The following is a 17838-nucleotide window of genomic DNA, read 5'->3' on the forward strand; positions in this document are numbered from 1 at the left end:
GAATATACATTTCTTAAAAAAAATACATTAAATTAGCGTCAAGCGGACTCCAAAGGTGGTCAAAATTTTTTACCGCACGGTCACGCGCTTGGTCCAGTTGCCGATCCGCACAAGGTAGCTACCCGACTGATTGACCGGAATGGTAAAGTTCGGTGTAAGCACATATCCTGAACGGAGTAGATGTCCCTGCATATCAAATAGTGCATAATGCCTGCCGACATAAGCCTCCGTCACCTGAATTTCTCGGCCAACAACCTTGACCTGGAATTGCCGGATCATCGCATCCACAGGCAAAGCATCGCTACATTTTTTCCCGCTACAAGAAATTTCGAACGTGATGGGCAAGAATGGCGCAACCGAAGAATTGGATTTACTCTTGGGCATATCGGCCACATAACTAGAACTAGAAGTAGAAACAATCTCCTCACTAGAACTAGATTCAGCAATACTGCTACTAGACGTTGCAGAACTGGAACTCGACTTTGCAGAACTGCTGCTAGATGTTGACGAGCTGCTCAACGTGCCCAATTTGAAATACGCAACAAAAGCCTTGGGTTCCGTAACGACATAGGTACGAACCGGATCGGTGTTATTCATATCATCTTTCCAGCAGTCAAATTCGTAACCTGGGGCGGGGACCGCCATCAGTTCCACGGTGTCGCCATATTGGAACAAATCTCTTTTACTGGTATTTACGACATCGCCCCAAGTTGCTGGGCTCGCAGAAACCACAACCTTGTACAAAATTGGAGTTAACTTGGCGTAGAATTCCAAGTCGCCCTCGTCAGATGAGAGAATAGAATCAATCGGGGAGCCCGAATAATTGCTATCCGCATACCATCCACTAAACGTATAGCCCTCCCGAACAACTGAATCGGGAAGAGCTTTCGGAAGCCCCTCAACATAACTGCTGAAATAATTTGTTCTATCTCCAACGTATGTATAGAAAGAAACATTGTACCGAGCGATTGTAGAATTTTTGATAATTCCACTATAATTCGGCAAAGGATCAACACCGACTTCCTGCCCCCAAATGGAGCCACTCGATCCATAATGCAAAGCAAGAGCAACAGAACCATTCGCAAACTGTTCAGATGTCGCCATTATCCCTTTTTCTATATAATTATCTGCAGATTGCAGATAGTAACTGTTTATCACTTCAGCTTTCTCGTTGTCGTCACCTACTAACGGATATCCCAAACCACTCTCATAACGATAAGCTCCGCCAACGTTAAAACAGTTCTCGATATAAACTTCACTTCCATTGTCTGCACGCCCCAATATTCCTCCGACATAATAATCATTCCCGGTAATAATCCCAGAATTGTAGCTGTTTTCAACAACAACAATATTATATTTGCTGACTTTACCTAAGATGCCACCGCCGTAATTTTTAGCAGTTACAGAAGATGTACTATAACAATTAATAACGGCGAGGTATGAGTCGTATAAACTATTCTTGCCTGTATTGACAAAACCAATCAAAGCACCGACATTATACGGAGCCTCAAAATACGAATCGACAACACCTAGATTTGCAATGACAACAGGGTTTTCTAGAGAGCCTCCAGAAATAGAGCTAAACAATCCAAATCCCCAAAGAGGAGAATTTTCCCATTCATCGGTACGGATATACAATCCCGAAATAGAATACATGTTTCCATCAAACGTCCCAGCAAAATCAACAATCGGATCCCATTCAATAAAGCCCTGAACCGCATCTTCGTTCAAGTGCCCTTCCGCATTCAAAACATTCTCGTTTACCACGATATTATTTGCTAAAGACGCACAAGCCAACGTTTCACTTTTATAGCCATCTGTACCATTCACGATAGCGGCAAAACCATACAGTTCCTCCGCATTCTTGATAACATAGCAACCATTCTCATCTTTTGTCGGTGTTTCCTTTTTGAACCATTTGGCATAGAAAACCTTGTCGCCGAAATCGTCAGGCCCTATTTTGAACAAGCGATCGCCACTGAAATTTTCGTCTTTAAACCAACCATTAAAAATATATCCACTCCGAGAGACTTTATACGGAAGAATCACCACATCGCCTTCCATATAGGTTTCAATGAGCCCAGAATCAATTGTTCCACCATTTGTTTCAAATGTTACTTGTCTATTCCCAATAAATTTAGCCCAGAATTCCTGCGTTCCTTCTGCCGTACTCGGAATAGCACTTACAGGGTTCCCGCTGAATTCGGCATTATCGTACCAACCCGCAAAAATTTCCTCCTCTTTGTCCACTTCAGGAAGTTTAAATTCTAATCCGGGCAAATACTTTTCAGGCAGGGCAGTTGTATCCCCTTCGTACGTATGCAAGGCCAAGGTTTCCAGAGAGCTCAACGACACATCCGTTACAACTCCACTGAAATTCGGATACATGTCGTTTCCGACATTCTGCCCCCAAACAGTCGCATCTACGCTATCGAAAAAAGAATAGTGCATCAAATAGGCGATAGAACCATCTTCCAATTGTTCACTTGTCACAGGAATTCCAAATTTGGCGCTCCCATAATTTGCATCCAAGTAGAATGTATTTTCAAAATGAACTTCATCATTTTTATCCGGATTCCACATAATCGGATCTAGATAAGATACATCAGAATCTACCATCAACACTGTTCCCGCATTATAAACATTTGTCATGGCTACATAGGTTGAATAATTTAATCCTATAATGCCCCCTACACCTTTATATCCAGAAACAGAACCTACGTTATAACTATTTTGGAATGTTAAAATTCCCCCAGAAAGGCCAATCAGTCCACCTACATAAGTAAAATCCGTATAGTCATCAAACGACTTAATAGTTCCCTCATTAAAGACCGTTTTCATCAGAAGATTCGCTCCAGTAAGAGATCCAACAATACCTCCGAGAGTGTAGGCTGCAGTAATTGGTCCCATATTGAAGCAATTTTCAACCAATAGCTCATCGTCCGCATTTATATAGCCAACAAGGCCCCCAACATCATAGGAATCATCAGGATCCTCAGCCACCGAGGTTATCGCCCCCATGTTATAAGCATTGATAATCTTTAGGTTTCGTCCATTAAGGTAACCGACTAAGCCACCAATAAATCGCGCTCCCATAACAGGCCCTAAATTGTGGACCGTTTTGAGCTGGACATTCGCTAGGGAATAACCAACAAAGCCTCCTACAGCAAACCCATGTGATTCTATTCGCGAATGGCTATAACAATTCTCAATATTTACAACCGAGCCCCCTTCTATGAAACCGACAAAAGCACCAACATAATCGCCTGCACGAAAAAAGGAACCCTCAATTCCAAGATTACGAATATCAACTATTCCATCATCTATACTAGGACGAATCAACCCGAACAGGCCTACATAACGGGGCTCTTTGGTATCAATATAAAGGCCCGAAATCTTATGACTGTTACCGTTAAATTTTCCCCTGAATTTCATAATCGGAGTCCATTGGGCAAAACTAGCCGTATCAGCCACGTTGAGGTTTCCGTTCTCGTCAAGAACATTCTCGTTCACCACGATGTCTTTCGTGAGTTTGCCACAGGCGGTAGTGTCCTTCTCCATACCGGGCATGTTACCATTCACGATAGCGGCAAAGCCGTACAATTCCTCAGCAGACGAGATCTGGTAACAGCTGTCCAATTTAGACGGAGCCACAGGGGTAATGGTTACCGCAGCATCCGTCAGCGAAACAAAAAGAAATAAAAAGAAAACGATCCACATCCTTTGACGCATCTTAAACTCCTAACTATACCCTAAAATAATAGATAAATATGAAAACTTTATAAAACGCTTTTTTTTCAAAATCGGATTATTGGAAAAGAATCAAAAAATTTCTATTTTTGCGCGCCGAAAACGGCGCCAAACGCACCCAAAATTTTCAACAGGATACGACGATGAACTACAATCCTCTCGCAGAACAGGCCAACGCGGAACTCTCCGCCAACGGTTGCAAAGTACTCAGCATGCTTTCCGAAAGGGGCAAGGCCATTTTCTTCCCGCGCAAGGGCATCCTGGGCCAGGGCGCCGAAGCCAAGGGCTCCGAAATCAACGCGACCATCGGCACCGCCCTCGAAGACGACGGGAGCCCGCTCGTACTCGACTGCGTGCTCAAGAGCCTGAACCTGCCCAAGCAAGCCTTCCTGTACGCCCCGAGTTTTGGCAACCCCGACCTCCGCAAGGCCTGGAAGGAACAGATTGTACGCAAGAACCCGAGCCTCGCAGGCAAGCAGTTCAGCAACCCGGTCGTGACCGCGGCCCTCACCCACGCCATCAGCTGCGCGGGCTACCTCTTCCTGGATGCCGGTGACGAAGTCATCATCCCCGACCTCTACTGGGACAACTACGAACTCGTGTTCGAAAACAGCTGCGGTGCGAAGATCAAGACGTTCAACACCTTCAAGGACGGCGGTTTCGATACCGAAGCCCTCAAGAAGGCTCTCGCCGAATCCAAGAGCGACAAGAAGGTCGTGCTCCTGAACTTCCCGAACAACCCGACCGGCTACACCGCTACCGAGAAGGAAGCCGTCGAAATCGCGAAGATCCTCACCGAATGCGCCGCCGCCGGCAACAAAGTCGTGGCCCTGCTCGATGACGCCTACTTCGGACTCGTCTACGAAGATGGCGTGACCAAGGAATCCATCTTCACAAAGATTGTCGACGCCCACGAGAACCTACTCGCCGTCAAGCTCGACGGCCCGACCAAGGAAGACTATGTGTGGGGCTTCCGCGTCGGTTTCATGAGCTTCGGTTTCAAGGGCGCCACCGCCGCCCAGCTCAAGGCCCTCGAAGACAAGGCCGCCGGTACGGTCCGCGGCAACATCTCTAACGCTCCGAGCATCAGCCAGAAGATTTTGCTCGCCGCTTTCCAGAGCGAAGAATACCTGCAGCAGAAGCAGGAAAAGTACGAAACGCTCAAGAAGCGCTTCGACATCATCAAGCAGGAATTCGCCGCCCACCCGGAATACAAGGATGCGTTCGAGCCCATGCCGTGCAACAGCGGCTACTTCATGTGCATCAAGCCGAAGGGCGTGGATGCCGAAGAATTGCGCCAGAAGCTCATCAAGGACTACAGCACGGGAACCATCATGCTCTCGGGCCTCATCCGCGTCGCTTTCAGCGCCGTCCCGACCGACAAACTCGGCAAACTGTTTGAAAATATTTATAATTGCATATTAGAGATGAGGGGCTAGAGGCTAGGATCTAGAAATGCACAGTTACAAGGACTTGATTGTTTGGAAAAAATCCGTAGAGTTAGTCATGCAATTGTATGACTATATTCAGGCTTTTCCCAAAAATGAGTCCTATGTGCTATCAGATCAAATGCGTCGAGCTGTAGTATCGATTCCTTCAAATATTGCAGAAGGATACGAACGTATGACTACAGCTGAATACATCCGATTCTTATCAATCGCTCGCGGATCAAAAGCAGAACTTGAGACGCAATTACATATATGCAACCAATTGAAATTAGGTGACATGGAGAAGAATGTTGTTTTGCAGTCAAATTGTAAAGAAATTGGCAAAATGCTAAATTCAATGGTTTACACATTAAACAGCAAGAAACAGCAAAAAACCCAAACCCCTAGATCCTAATCCCTAGATCCTAACCCCTAAGGAGTACAAATGTCCGACAAAGCGACCTTGAAATACAACGGAAAGAGTTTCGAACTCCCCGTCGTTGAAGGCACCGAGAACGAACATGGTCTCGACGTCAGTTCCCTCCGCAAGGAAACGGGACTTGTCACGCTTGACTACGGCTACCTGAACACGGGCAGCACCAAGAGCGCCATCACCTACGTGAATGGCGAGCAGGGCATTCTCCGCTACCGAGGTTACTCCATCGAAGACTTGGCCGAAAAGGCGACCTTCCCCGAGACCGCCTGGCTCCTGATTTACGGCGAGCTCCCGACTCCGGAACAGCTCGGACGTTTCCGCACGCTCCTTACCGAAAACGCTCTCCTGCACGAGAACCTGTTGCACTTTTTCCGCGAGATGCCGCCGAGCGCGCACCCGATGGGCATTTTGAGTTCCATCGTGAACGCCGTGGGCCTGTTCACCCCGCGCTTCTACGACGACGAAAACATTGCAAGCGCTTTCGAGCTCACGACTGCGGGCCTTATTTCCAAGATCCGCACCATCGCCGCTTTCGCCTACAAGGCAAGCATCGGCGAACCGTTTGTGTACCCGGAAGCGGAACGCAGCTACTGCAGCAACTTCCTCAACATGATGTTCAGCAGCAAGGCTCGCCCGTACCACCCGGATCCGATTATGGAAAAGGCGCTCAACACGCTCCTCATCGTGCATGCCGACCACGAGCAAAACTGCTCCACGTCGACGGTGCGTATGGTGGGTAGCTCGCAGGCGAACCTTTACGCAAGTATCTGCGCCGGCATCTGCGCCCTGTGGGGCCCGCTCCACGGCGGTGCAAACCAGGCCGTGCTCGAAACACTCCTGCGCATCCAGCAGAGCGGCATGACCATCGAGCAGGTGATGGCCAAGGCGAAAGACAAGAGCGACCCGTTCCGTCTTTCGGGCTTTGGTCACCGCGTGTACAAGAGCTACGACCCGCGCGCCAAGGTGCTGAAGAAGCTCATGTACCAGGTGTTCGAACGCGAACACGTGCACGACCAGCTCCTGGATATTGCCATCAAGCTCGAAGAAGCCGCCCTCAAGGACGACTACTTCATCGAGCGCAAGCTCTACCCGAACGTGGACTTCTACTCGGGCATTCTCTACCGCGCCATGGGCATCCCGACGAACATGCTTACCGTGATGTTCGCCATCGGCCGACTCCCCGGCTGGATTGCCCACTGGAAGGAAATGCACGACGATCCGCAGAGCAAGATTAACCGTCCGCGCCAGATTTACGTGGGACAGACGGCAAGGCCCTGGATCGACAGGGACAAGCGATAACCCGCCTGCCCTGCAGACCACTTTAAAGCAAAACGAGCGGACGACAATTATTGTCGTTCGCTTTTTGTATATTGAGGAAGATCCCCGCCTTCGCGGGGATGACAATTGCAGGACTTGCCTGCACGTGAGCAGTCCACCCTGGCCCATTACGCGAAGGAACTGAACGGGCGCATTCTGTTCATGGGAACGCCCCCGAGCGTTGACGAAAATGTCGGCAAAAATCTGCCGGTCATCCTTGATGCCATCCGCAAAAAACAAAAAGTGCAAATCACCTACACCGATAACTGGGGAGCCCTCACCAACAAGCAGCGCATTCCGCTGATAGTCGCCATCAACCACGGCGAAATCTACATCGGTTGCGTATCACAGCACCACCCCGACAAAACTTACGCACTCAAGCTCCGCCGCATCCAATCCGTCAAGCTCTTGCGCGAACAATTCGTCGAAGACCCTAAGGTTGTCGAAATCCTCCGCAGGCGCATCCGCTCGGGCACACTGCTTTCCGGCGACCAGGACCAGCCTTGCGAGAAGGTGGTCATCTACTTCCCCGGCTACGCCAAGAACTTTCTGCAAGAACGCCCCTACCACCCCAGCATGAAAATCAAAGAACTCGCATGCGGCGACTTGCACGTGACAATGAATGTCGCAGTCAACGGGTTACTCAAGCAGTGGGTCATGTACTACGGTTCCATCGCCGAAGTGCTGAAGCCAGCCAAGCTCCGCCAAATGATACTTGACAGCGCGAAGGAACTAGTAGGATTGTACGAGAGATAAAATCCATCTCAAGACAAATCGTCCATTTCCAGGAAGTCTTTTAGTTTGATGTGCCTGACGGTACTAGTGGAATAGTCGATATCGTCATTGGAAATAAGAATTTTGGCATGGGTGTTGTCAATATCTGCAAACACCCCCATTTCTCGGTCGTAGGTTGAACGCTCCGCTACGGAATAAGCGACCTGAATGAAATACTTCTTGTTTCCCTTTTGTGCGCAAAAATCAATTTCCTGTTTTCCAGAATAGACACTCAGGGAATATTCCCTATACAAGAGTTCGTTATAGACAACATTTTCTAGGTTGTGCGTCAAGTCAAAAATGCCGTCCGCAACGCGAATGGAATTAAACGCCACATCTTCATCATAGATCTTTTCGAAGAAGTTCAGCTCCCGCTTTGCCTTTGTCGAATACTGCTTGATAGAGCTGATGACATACGCCTCTTTCAGGTATCCCAGATATTTAGTTATCGTGTTGACAGAACATTCGCTGAATTGTCCCCTGATGTAGTTATAGATGGACTTTGCAGACAGTATCCTCGAATTGGAAATGAGAACATAATTGGCCAGTTTGGTAAAGAGTTCTGGCTTGCGTATCTTGTAACGGTTTACGATATCGTTAATTACTATTGTCTGGTCTAGATCATTCAGGTAGTTCCGTGTGGCGCTTTCTGTATTGAACTCGAACCGCATCGGGAATCCGCCATAGACAAGATAATCAGAGATGGAGGCCGTTCTATTTTGTTGCTTCAGGTATTCCTGGATTTCTTTAAAGACGAATGGTCGTATCCTGAACGCCACGTAGCGCCCGCTCAGTTCCTTGGTAAATTCCATGGACAGCAACTTTGAATTTGAACCCGTGATGAATACGGAGCAGTCGTGCAAGCGGAGTGTCTTGCAGGCATCGGGCCAGTCCTTTACATTCTGGATTTCGTCAAGAAACAGAAAACACTTGCCCGCACGGCGCGTCTTTTCTACATAGGCAAGAAGCTCATCGCAATTGGATATTCTAGACAAAGTGCTGCGGTCTTCAAAATTCAAGAAGATGACATTGTCCGTTTTTTTGCGAATTTCTTCGGAAATCTGCGAAAGAATGACGGACTTGCCACATCTGCGGATGCCGGCAATAATCTTGACGAGGTCGCTATCGTAAAACTCCCGAATCGGAGCGATGTATTTTTCACGCAGAATCATAGCCCGCCTTCTACTGAACTCTTTTGCAAATATAACAAAAAGTTTTCAACATAGTGAAAACTTTTTCAAGTTTTAGTAAAAGTTTTCACTACAATGGACTAAAACACATGTTTTTGCTCCGCAAAATGGACTAAAATACAGACAAGTCTTCGGTTTTCGCTAAAAAACGGCAATTTCGGGTTTTACTTAATCCTTTAAACTCCACAACCGGTTTTTTTGACCCACTTTTGGAGAAGATTTTAAACCTACCCGCACACCCACTTTTCTTTCAGCCACTTGCAGAAGAACTCGCAAGCAGTGAGCCCGCCTGCTTTTGTGTACTTTGCTGGCATAGGCTTATTCCAGTGCGCACTCGACGGATGCATCGTATAGCAATAATCGACGCCGTGAGCAGCTGTCCAATCCCAAAGATTGCCGCCGAAATACTTGGGATAGTCGTCGGTTTCTGCGCACTTGCAAACCTTTGAACTCAAGAAAACAACAAGATTTGGCCGCAGAATTTCAAGTACCGAAATCAGGTTACGGATTGCCTGTTCCCGATCCAAAGACTCTCCACCATAAACTTTCCACAGGTCATCAATTCCCGTTGTACAATCAGCAGGACGCAAAAAATAATTGAGGAACGCCACCTGATGCCAGCCATTGCCCCCGCTCGGCTGCACCAGATTTAAGCAACGGTCAATCTCTTTCCCGAAACGTCCGCTCTTGCCCTCGCGAGTTCCGCGAGTATTGCACCAATCCTGCTCCGCTTCTGTCAAAACAGGCTTGCCGTTATACCACTTGGCCGCATCGTGATGAACCGTAGAACTCTCTGGCATGTAATGGCTCTCGCCAAGCAACAAGAGTTTCTTGTGCTTCGGAGATTCGTAATCACTCCCTACAAAGGGCATCATATACGGATGCGATTTATAGAAAGGAACTGATTGCAATTGTGAGTCGTAAAAAGTATTGGACATATCACCTCCAATTGTTTACAGAGCCGGTTCGTGACCGCCCTTTGCCGGACTCTTTAGACAACGAGCATTCACCATGGCAAATATCGTCGGAAATTGCAGCCCACAATATTTGCAAGTGTACTTGGACTTTTCGGAACCCTCATACAGCACATGGTTTGCACCACCACCCTGTTTTACACAGCGAGCATTCACCAAAGCAAAAACCGAAGGGAGCCCGATTCCGCAATATTTACAGTAGAACTTGGTGGGCATAAGAGCATTCACCTTCCAAAGAATCTTCTGAAGAACCCTTTATTTCGTGTAGGCTCATCTACAATTTCAGCGTCAATAGCCTCATTTTTCCAAAAACGAAGCATTTTGGTTTTTGCCTCATTACAGAACATTTCTGCATTTTGGAATTCAAGCAATTTTTTCTCAGTAGATTCAATTTGCTGTTCCATTTCAATAATCTGAGGGGCAAAAGTATTGATAAAATTTTCAGGCAAAAATTCATCGTAAACACTTTTAAATGCTCCTTGAACAGCAGAAAGTAACTCATTACGTGTTTTTTCCAATTTCCCAGCATTTATTTTAGCCATAACGACATCAACCACATCGAGAACAACACCAACTGCAGCTCCAATTGCAGGAATCTCCTTAGAGATAAAATTCGTCAATTTAACAGCACCCCAAGGCTTAAACTTAATCACGACACCCACTTTGCCTAACAAATCTCGCCCAGCAAAGACCATTGCTTTATTGACACCTTGTGCAGCATTACTAATTCCCCCAATGCCTTTACGAACCAAGGACAAAGCATCATTAACATTTGTTGTCCCAACATCTAAATCTGAACGAATTTTTTCACCCGCAGCATTTACTATTTGTTCAAAATGATCTGTTAAAATATCTTGTATTTTCCCATTCAATTTATATCCAGCATCGTCTCCCGTACCCAATTCATCTTCGACAATTTCCCTCATCGTCTCCATTGTCGCGTTACGAATTTTGCTACATATACTTCGTTCTAAGGAATCTAATTCTTCGCGACATGGCCTTTTTTCTCTATTCAGATCCTTTTTTGTATTGCTTAAATCACGACGCATCATTTCAACGGTCCGTTTGACCTCGGGGATTACAGCTTCATTTAATTGAATTTGTTCTTGACGAAGAATTTCAAGATTTTGCGAAACTTCCTCGAAGATGGCTGTCAACGCAGCATCTTTCATAAGTTTTTCGGGTAAGGTGCTTTTTACAACCTCATCTACCATATTTCTCAAATTTGGCATACGAGAGAATTCTTCGTATTTAGAACGATGCTCATCAGTCAACCAATAATTTTCTTTACCATCATCATTTTCTTGAAGTCCCTTGCCTTCAGGATCAGAAGAAATGCACACAATATTTAAATTTTGAATTTTCGAGTCATTAATATCTAAATCACAAAAACGAGCTACATTTTCTTTTAAGAAAGCTCTCTTTTGTTTTTCTTTTTCTGCAAAATCTTCTTCATCGGTATAATCACAAATATCATCCATTCGATTAATAACAAAGATTGTATTATCGAATTTTTTCAAGGTTTTCATCAGCCAGGAAACCATTTCTTTGTGACTATCCTTAAGAGGATTCGTTGCCGCTACAATATAAAGAATAATATGGGCTTCTGAAATATATTTTTCAGTTTTTTCAGAAAATTTTTGACCAAAAAGACCCGGAGTATCAACAAAAACACAGGGCGGCAGATCTTCTGATATATTGCAAGGTTCATATTCAATGATTTCATCAGAGGATTCTTCTTCTGCAATTTTCATATTAGAATCAGCATGACCTAAAAAACCAGCAACAGTACTTGTTTTACCATCAGAGAAGGCTCCTACAAGAGCTATTTTCAGCTTACCTTTTTGCAAGCCATCTTTCAGAGCATTAACCTTCGCTATAGAATTTGCAAAAGCTGTAGTCAATTCTTCTGACAAAGCCTTCACTTTCATTTCGTTTAGCAATTCACTAAACTGAATCAATTTCTGAATGAAATTGTTCTGTTCCTGAGTGAAGGAATTTTTATTGTTAAGCGACATTGCTTACCTCCAAGTTATCAATTTTCTTTATAATATTCTTCTGAATCTTTTTGATTTCTTTATCAAAATTCGTTAAGAGATTTTCCGTAATTTGTGCATCTTCTTTAACCTTCAAAGCCTTTGCAGAAAGATTGTCACCCGCTTTCGTCACAGATTGAACATGCTCTTCTATTGTTGGCTTTAATTCTTCCCATGTTTTTTCAGCCATATCTTCTACTTTTTCTTGTGCTAATTTTTTAAAATTCATAATGCGGGTTTTCTCTCTGAATCCATACTTTATCCAACCCTTAACAGTTCCCCAAAGAGCCCCTAATCCCGCGCCAATACCCGCTCCAAGTGCGGTTCCCACAACAGGGAAAACATGAGTTCCGATCCAAGCCCCTAATGCAGCTCCAGATGCTGCACTTGTCGCTACACCAAAAGCAAAATCACCCAAACCGCCCCAATCAAACGAAGTATCCTCCATACTTGGCATTTCTGCTTTCAAATTTTTCAATTGTAAAGTCATGCTATGAACGAAATCATCTGCATATGCTTTTACTCTTTCAAAATAATCTTCACAAGAAGCTTTCATCACATCAGAAATTTTCTTTTTTAAATTTTCATTCAACTTACGCTTAGCATTTTTGAACCTTCTCTCTATATCTTCACGAACGATTTTAGCATTTTCCTCTATACTCGGAAAAAAAATATTTTCCAATATTTCATCGTTATAAAAATCTTTTATGGCGTTTCGCACTGCGCTGGTCATATTTCGATGGAATCGCTTTTTTGCATCATCTAAGCCTGCAATCAAGGTATTTGCACTTCGTTCTGCCTTTATTCGGTAAGTTTTCCATGCTTTTTGCTGTTCTTGAATGGAGGCTAGAAAGCCCTCACCAAGAACATTTTGGAGTCTACAAAAGGCGTTCTTACGCATTCGATTGGGAGCATTCATGCAGCTTTGTGTTATAGCCTTCTTTAAACTCGCCATATTGCTTATTTGCAGCAATTCTTTATCTGTGGCATGCAGAAGAAAACTTTGTTGTTGACGATGTAAAGATATTAAGGATTCTTGAACCTCTTTATTATCTTCAAATTCTGCAGGATTGGCAAAAGAACTATTTCCATCATGCAAAGATAAGCCGCACAACGCCGGTAAAACAGCACAACCAACCGTTCCCATATATAATTCATTCGAAATTTTTTGAAGTAGAGCATTTTCTATATTGCAGTTTTTCCGCAATTCTCCTTTTACTTTTTTTAGCATATCTTTGACATAGTCATCTCCATCATATTTTTTTTGAGGAGACAGAGGAATATTGTGTATCCCAAGCACATCAACATTTTTGCCTAGGTAACTTTGTATTTTTTCGAGAGTATTGGATTCAATACCCTTTGCTTCGCGAGCTACATAACAAACTAAATGAGCTTTTTTCAAGGCCTCTTTTATGATTTCAACAAAATTTGTTTCCTTTCCCTCAATGCCAGGAATATCTATAAGCTGTGCAGAAACTCCGTTAATAATAAAATTATAGGACCTGTAGGTTTTCGTAAAATCCTGAGAACCATTACCAATTATAGTTCCATCAACATTATAATACATTGAAAATTTACTCTGTGGAGCAATTTTCACAGCATCAATCAAAGAGTTAAGGAAGGATAAAACTTTATCAGCCATCAAATAGCTCCCGAAAGCAAGAAACCACCAATAATGCCAATTATTAGAATAAAGACATATATAAAGACTGAAATCACTTTAGATTTAGGAGAATAGACTTTTTTTAGATTCTCAAGATTATTAATGACTTCAACACATTTTTCTTCATATTTTTTCTTTAAAGCGGCACAATTATTACTGCGTTTTTCCATTGCTTTCGCACGGGATTCTTCATCAAAAAGAATACGCAATGATTCAATAATTGTACTTTTCCCAGCATTTGTTGCACCAAAAAAAGCGATTGTAAATTTTTCAAATTCACTATCTTTCTCAAGAGATTCCACAGCGACTTTAAATTCTTCATTTTTTTCTTCTATGTTTTTTACAACATCATCTATTCTACTTTGCAATTCTTCATCATGTTGAGAATTAGCTTCTTTCAGTTTAGCTAAAATTTCATCAACCGCAGAAGACGTATTTGAATAGTATTCTGAAATCTCATCTTTAATGCTTTCTGCCATATACAAGCCCCTTTTGCAATAGTCCAAGCGTCATAGGATTGTCCGCACTTCTTACAGTAGTATGTCATGATTCACCATTCCCATCAGTTTCCTTGCTTTTATTACGGATCCTCGCATTTATTCACAGGTTTTGCCGACCGTCCTTAATATAAAATGAGCAGGCGACAATAGATGTCGTTTGTTCTCGGACACAAGAATTCCACAAAAGAGTCTATGCCGCTTAGTCTTCCTAGAATTTGAAATTTTGCCGATTTCGATTGAAAGCCAAGAGCAAAGCTCAAACTTATGTCTAAAACGCGATTACCTTATAAAAGCCTCTTTTCCCACCAATATAATCTAATTTTTACATAAAGGAACCAACAAAAAAATGGCCCAAAGGCCACTTTTTTCACTTTCCAGAAATACACAAAAAATCACTTACTTCACAATCAATGCCACAATCGCTGCAATCAAACCGCCGAGTAGCAACGCGGCAATCACGACTGCGATGACCATAAACCACTTGGCGTATTTCAGGATTTTCACCATGGCGGAATTCTGGTCCTTCGTGAACTGCTGCACAGCATTCATTGTCGCGGTCACGAGGAATCCGATGTCGTCAATCCAGCCCACTACGGGGACGGCATCTGGCGCCAAGTCGATGGGCGACACAGTGTATAAAAGAGACATGATGACGAGGAAAACGGCAAGCCCCTTCTGCATAGGCGAGGCGCCGTTCAATTCCTTCACATCGTGTACTTCGGGTTCTTTATCCATATCTTACCTCAGTCTCCGTAGGCCTTTGGGCATCGGGACTTCTTCGCCGTCTTCTTGCAACAGGTAAATGTTGTCGAGGCTGATGTAACCTTTGCCGCTGTGGCGTGCGCGGAATGCGAAATTCTTGATTTTTGTCGGGTCAAGCTGCGGAATCGTCTTGCCCCAGCCTTCTTGCTTCATGTTTTCCCAAATGAGCGTGTCGCGCACCCAGTTGCCACGCGTATTCTTGAGGCGAATCATGAACTCGTCGTAGTCCTTCACCTGTTCGCTCATAATCTGCAATTCTATATAACCTTGCGGGTTGTTGTGGGTTGTAGCATAGTCGAACACGATACCCACCGATTTTTTCACCTCGGGCGGCAGCACATAATAGGCGCCGGAGTAGTTGGGCCAACCCAAGTCAGGCGGCTGTTCGACGATGAAGTCATGACGGATGTAGCCACCGAGCGGAGGATTGCCGTTATACACCTTGGCATCCATCGAAGTTGCATTGTCGCCGTTGACAACCGGGAACCAGTCCACCGCATCGATTCCATTGTCGAAGTTTTGCATCACGCTTGTGGTGCGGTAGGCGCCGCGGATGCGGAACGGAACCTTGAGCACGGTTTGTTTCTTACCCAAGCCCTGTAATACCACCTGAATTTCGCGTTTTCCGTTGGAGATTCCTGCAGGCACGGGGATTTTCGCATGGAAACTCTCGATGGACGAATTCCACTTGCCATCATCCGGATTGACAGGCTGCGTAAGCGTCCCAGCCTTGCCCCAGTTAGCAATTTTCACGATACCACCGGTCAACTGCCCGTCTTCTTGCCTTGCAGTCACGAACAAGTCCAGCGTATCCCCGGCAAGCAGAACCTTCTTCTCCAGCGCGGCAGCAATCACCTCAGGCACAGCAGCTTTCGCTTTCGTTTGAGCGTCCAGCCCAACTACACGGGGATTGATACGCACGATAGCCAAACCAAATCCGGGAATTTCAACATCCTTGCTCTTGCTCGGATTCATACGACGTCCACTCGGCCCCATTTTGGGATACGGGTATGCATCCTTCTGGTCGCCAACCCACTTGAACTGATCCGGGCCGAACACGTCCACTTCGGTACGCACCTGGTCCGAAGCGCCGCTTGCACGGTCCACCTGGACAACCTGCTTGGAATCGGTCATGTTGACAAGCATGACACGGCAACTGTCGTTTTTGCAGATGGCGTACGGAGTCACGCTTTCTGTAGAACTTTTCACGGGGACAACGGCGTAGCCGTCTTCGAGGAAGCGCTTGAATACCATGTAGACACCAAAGTATTCCGCAGTAAGTTCCAGACTTTGCAATTTATTCCAGGAACCTTCCTTGACAAGAGCCGTCATGCTGATAGTGCCCCACGTGTGGTCCGGGCCTTCAAAGACGTTACCGAAAGCATCCCAGGGCAATGCTTGCAAGCGGTTGCCAAAGCGGACCGCATATTGTGCAAAGACGTTCGCGGCGCCCGCAGCCTGCGGGTAGTCCATCCAAATTTCACTTCCCAGCACAGACGTACTGAATTCCGAAAGCGAAATACGGCGTTCCCCGTCCAGATAAAGCTTCATCCAGGCATCCAGCGTATCGGCATTGTGCCCGATATCCATCGTCGCCTTGAGCATGTCCTTCGCATTCAGGTTATCGGGTGCCCAGTACGGGTAAGTGTGCAAGTCAAACACATCCAGATAGCGCTTGCCATCCTTCTTTTCGGCCTCGCCCACAATGCGCAGGAATTCGGCGACCCAGAACTTGCCGTCCCCGAAACCGGCACCCTTCTCTTGCATCTTGTGCGAACTGAACAGCGGCCCGTGCAAAATGATGGAGGGGTCCACGGCCTTCATGGCGCGAGCATACTCGACAAATCGGGCGGCATACTGCCTTGCCGACAGCGGGCCGGATTCTTCCCATTCGCCATCGAGCTCGTTGCCGATTTGCCACTGCTTGATTCCGTACTTCTTCTTCACGTTTGCGTACTTCACCCATGCGGCGGCCTCCTTGGCCGTACCCGTTCCCGCGTTCACGCAGATGAGCGCCTGTGCGTTAGGAATCTTGGAGATGTACGCCATGAACTCCTCGAAATGCCACTTGATGTTCGTCCAGTCGGTACGCGGTTTGTCGCCGTTGCGAGTGGACACCGCAAAGAACTTGTACTCGTTACCGGCAAGCAGGTCGTCGCTGCCGCTATAAAGTTTCATCTCGCGCACCTGCACGCCCTTGCTGGGCAAATCCGGAGTCTTGAAGCGGATAGCCACATAGCGTGCCTTGATTTGCGCAAACTTGTACTTTGACTGTTCCGACGTCACCTTCACCGTGCCTACGGCCTTCAGCTTGTTTTCCAGGCCCTGGTGCACACCCGGATAAGGCGCATAATCTTCGGTCCAGTAAGAGAATTCGAAAGACTTCGGACGAAGCGTTCCCCAATCGATAATCAAGGAATCCAAGTCCTTCTTTTCCTTGAACTCCACAACAATCCAAGGCGGATCGTTCGGGTCCAAGATTTCGCCCCACCACATCGTTTCCATGTTGCCGTCGGCCAAGTGGCTGCGGCGGACAAATCCCCAGTTGTCCTTGGTCGTCCCGCGGTAAACAGTCTCGCCCAGGAACCCTGGAGTCCATTCCTTTTCGCTCGGAGTCCAGAGGCCCGTGCTGTCGTAGCTGCCCGAACCATTCCAGTGGTAATCGTTTGACAAACTCCCGTTCGGGAAACGGAACACATTGTAGCCGCCATCAACCAAGGCGGGCGCCATGTCGAAGTAACGGGTTGGCGGATTCCATATGGCAAGGTCGGCAGCCAGCATGTGGTCCTTGTTGATGGCAATGCCCGGCTGCGTGTCGTCAACAGTCACCACGTTCTGCGCAGCGAACGCGCTACCGGCCGTTGCACTTGCACACAAGGCTCCGGCAAACAAATATTTTTCAACAGTATTTCCAAACATATATACCTAAGGGGAATAAACCTTTTAGGAATATACAAAAAGGGACCCGCCGGCGAAGCCGGCGGTTCTTCATATACGGGCGTAGCCCTA

At 46.0% G+C, this 17838-nt stretch carries 13 protein-coding genes; 4 read left to right on the forward strand and 9 right to left on the reverse strand.

Annotation, left to right across the window (positions count from 1 at the left end; translation table 11 throughout):
- Positions 1 to 69: 69 nt before the first annotated feature.
- Entirely contained in the window at positions 70 to 3732 is a 3663-nt protein-coding gene (locus tag Q0Y46_RS03545; protein WP_297944953.1) for an InlB B-repeat-containing protein, read from the reverse strand.
- A gap of 161 nt (positions 3733 to 3893) precedes the next feature.
- Here Q0Y46_RS03545 and Q0Y46_RS03550 point away from each other — a divergent pair, with 161 nt between their 5' ends.
- The 4 genes from Q0Y46_RS03550 to Q0Y46_RS03565 all read left to right on the forward strand — a co-directional run bounded on the left by Q0Y46_RS03550 (position 3894) and on the right by Q0Y46_RS03565 (position 7686).
- The gene (locus tag Q0Y46_RS03550; protein ID WP_297944956.1) at positions 3894 to 5189 is read left to right on the forward strand and encodes an aminotransferase class I/II-fold pyridoxal phosphate-dependent enzyme; all 1296 of its coding nucleotides are present in this window, start codon (positions 3894 to 3896) and stop codon (positions 5187 to 5189) included.
- A gap of 16 nt (positions 5190 to 5205) precedes the next feature.
- A complete protein-coding gene (locus Q0Y46_RS03555) occupies positions 5206 to 5592 on the forward strand; it encodes a four helix bundle protein (protein ID WP_297944960.1) in 387 nt (128 codons plus the stop codon).
- 30 nt (positions 5593 to 5622) lie between these two features.
- Entirely contained in the window at positions 5623 to 6912 is a 1290-nt protein-coding gene (locus tag Q0Y46_RS03560) for a citrate synthase (RefSeq protein WP_297944963.1), read from the forward strand.
- A 114-nt stretch (positions 6913 to 7026) separates the two neighbouring features.
- Entirely contained in the window at positions 7027 to 7686 is a 660-nt protein-coding gene (locus tag Q0Y46_RS03565; RefSeq protein ID WP_297944966.1) for a WYL domain-containing protein, read from the forward strand.
- Between the two features lie 8 nt (positions 7687 to 7694).
- On the opposite strand, the gene Q0Y46_RS03570 is transcribed toward Q0Y46_RS03565, so the two are convergent.
- The 8 genes from Q0Y46_RS03570 to Q0Y46_RS03605 form a co-directional block, all read right to left on the reverse strand.
- On the reverse strand, positions 7695 to 8876 hold the full coding sequence (locus Q0Y46_RS03570; RefSeq protein WP_297944971.1) for an ATP-binding protein: 1182 nt from the start codon (positions 8874 to 8876) through the stop codon (positions 7695 to 7697).
- 245 nt (positions 8877 to 9121) lie between these two features.
- Entirely contained in the window at positions 9122 to 9832 is a 711-nt protein-coding gene (locus Q0Y46_RS03575) for a hypothetical protein (protein WP_297944974.1), read from the reverse strand.
- 15 nt (positions 9833 to 9847) lie between these two features.
- The gene (locus Q0Y46_RS03580) at positions 9848 to 10096 is read right to left on the reverse strand and encodes a hypothetical protein (protein WP_297944976.1); all 249 of its coding nucleotides are present in this window, start codon (positions 10094 to 10096) and stop codon (positions 9848 to 9850) included.
- Positions 10093 to 11886: a LeoA/HP0731 family dynamin-like GTPase gene (locus tag Q0Y46_RS03585; protein ID WP_297944979.1), complete on the reverse strand. Its 1794-nt coding sequence runs from the start codon at positions 11884 to 11886 to the stop codon at positions 10093 to 10095. The genes Q0Y46_RS03580 and Q0Y46_RS03585 overlap by 4 nt, the downstream gene beginning before the upstream one ends.
- Positions 11876 to 13546 (reverse strand): hypothetical protein, encoded by a 1671-nt coding sequence (locus Q0Y46_RS03590; RefSeq protein WP_297944981.1) that lies wholly within the window; start codon positions 13544 to 13546, stop codon positions 11876 to 11878. Before Q0Y46_RS03590 ends, Q0Y46_RS03585 begins: the two co-directional genes overlap by 11 nt.
- Positions 13546 to 14046: a hypothetical protein gene (locus Q0Y46_RS03595; protein ID WP_297944985.1), complete on the reverse strand. Its 501-nt coding sequence runs from the start codon at positions 14044 to 14046 to the stop codon at positions 13546 to 13548. Before Q0Y46_RS03595 ends, Q0Y46_RS03590 begins: the two co-directional genes overlap by 1 nt.
- Positions 14047 to 14463: 417 nt before the next feature.
- A complete protein-coding gene (locus tag Q0Y46_RS03600) occupies positions 14464 to 14802 on the reverse strand; it encodes a DUF1232 domain-containing protein (RefSeq protein ID WP_290743345.1) in 339 nt (112 codons plus the stop codon).
- 3 nt (positions 14803 to 14805) lie between these two features.
- Positions 14806 to 17748, reverse strand: coding sequence for a glycoside hydrolase family 44 protein (locus tag Q0Y46_RS03605; protein ID WP_297944988.1), 2943 nt, complete (start codon positions 17746 to 17748; stop codon positions 14806 to 14808).
- Positions 17749 to 17838 lie beyond the last annotated feature (90 nt).

The organism is uncultured Fibrobacter sp. (assembly GCF_947305105.1).
Taxonomy (GTDB): Bacteria; Fibrobacterota; Fibrobacteria; order Fibrobacterales; family Fibrobacteraceae; genus Fibrobacter.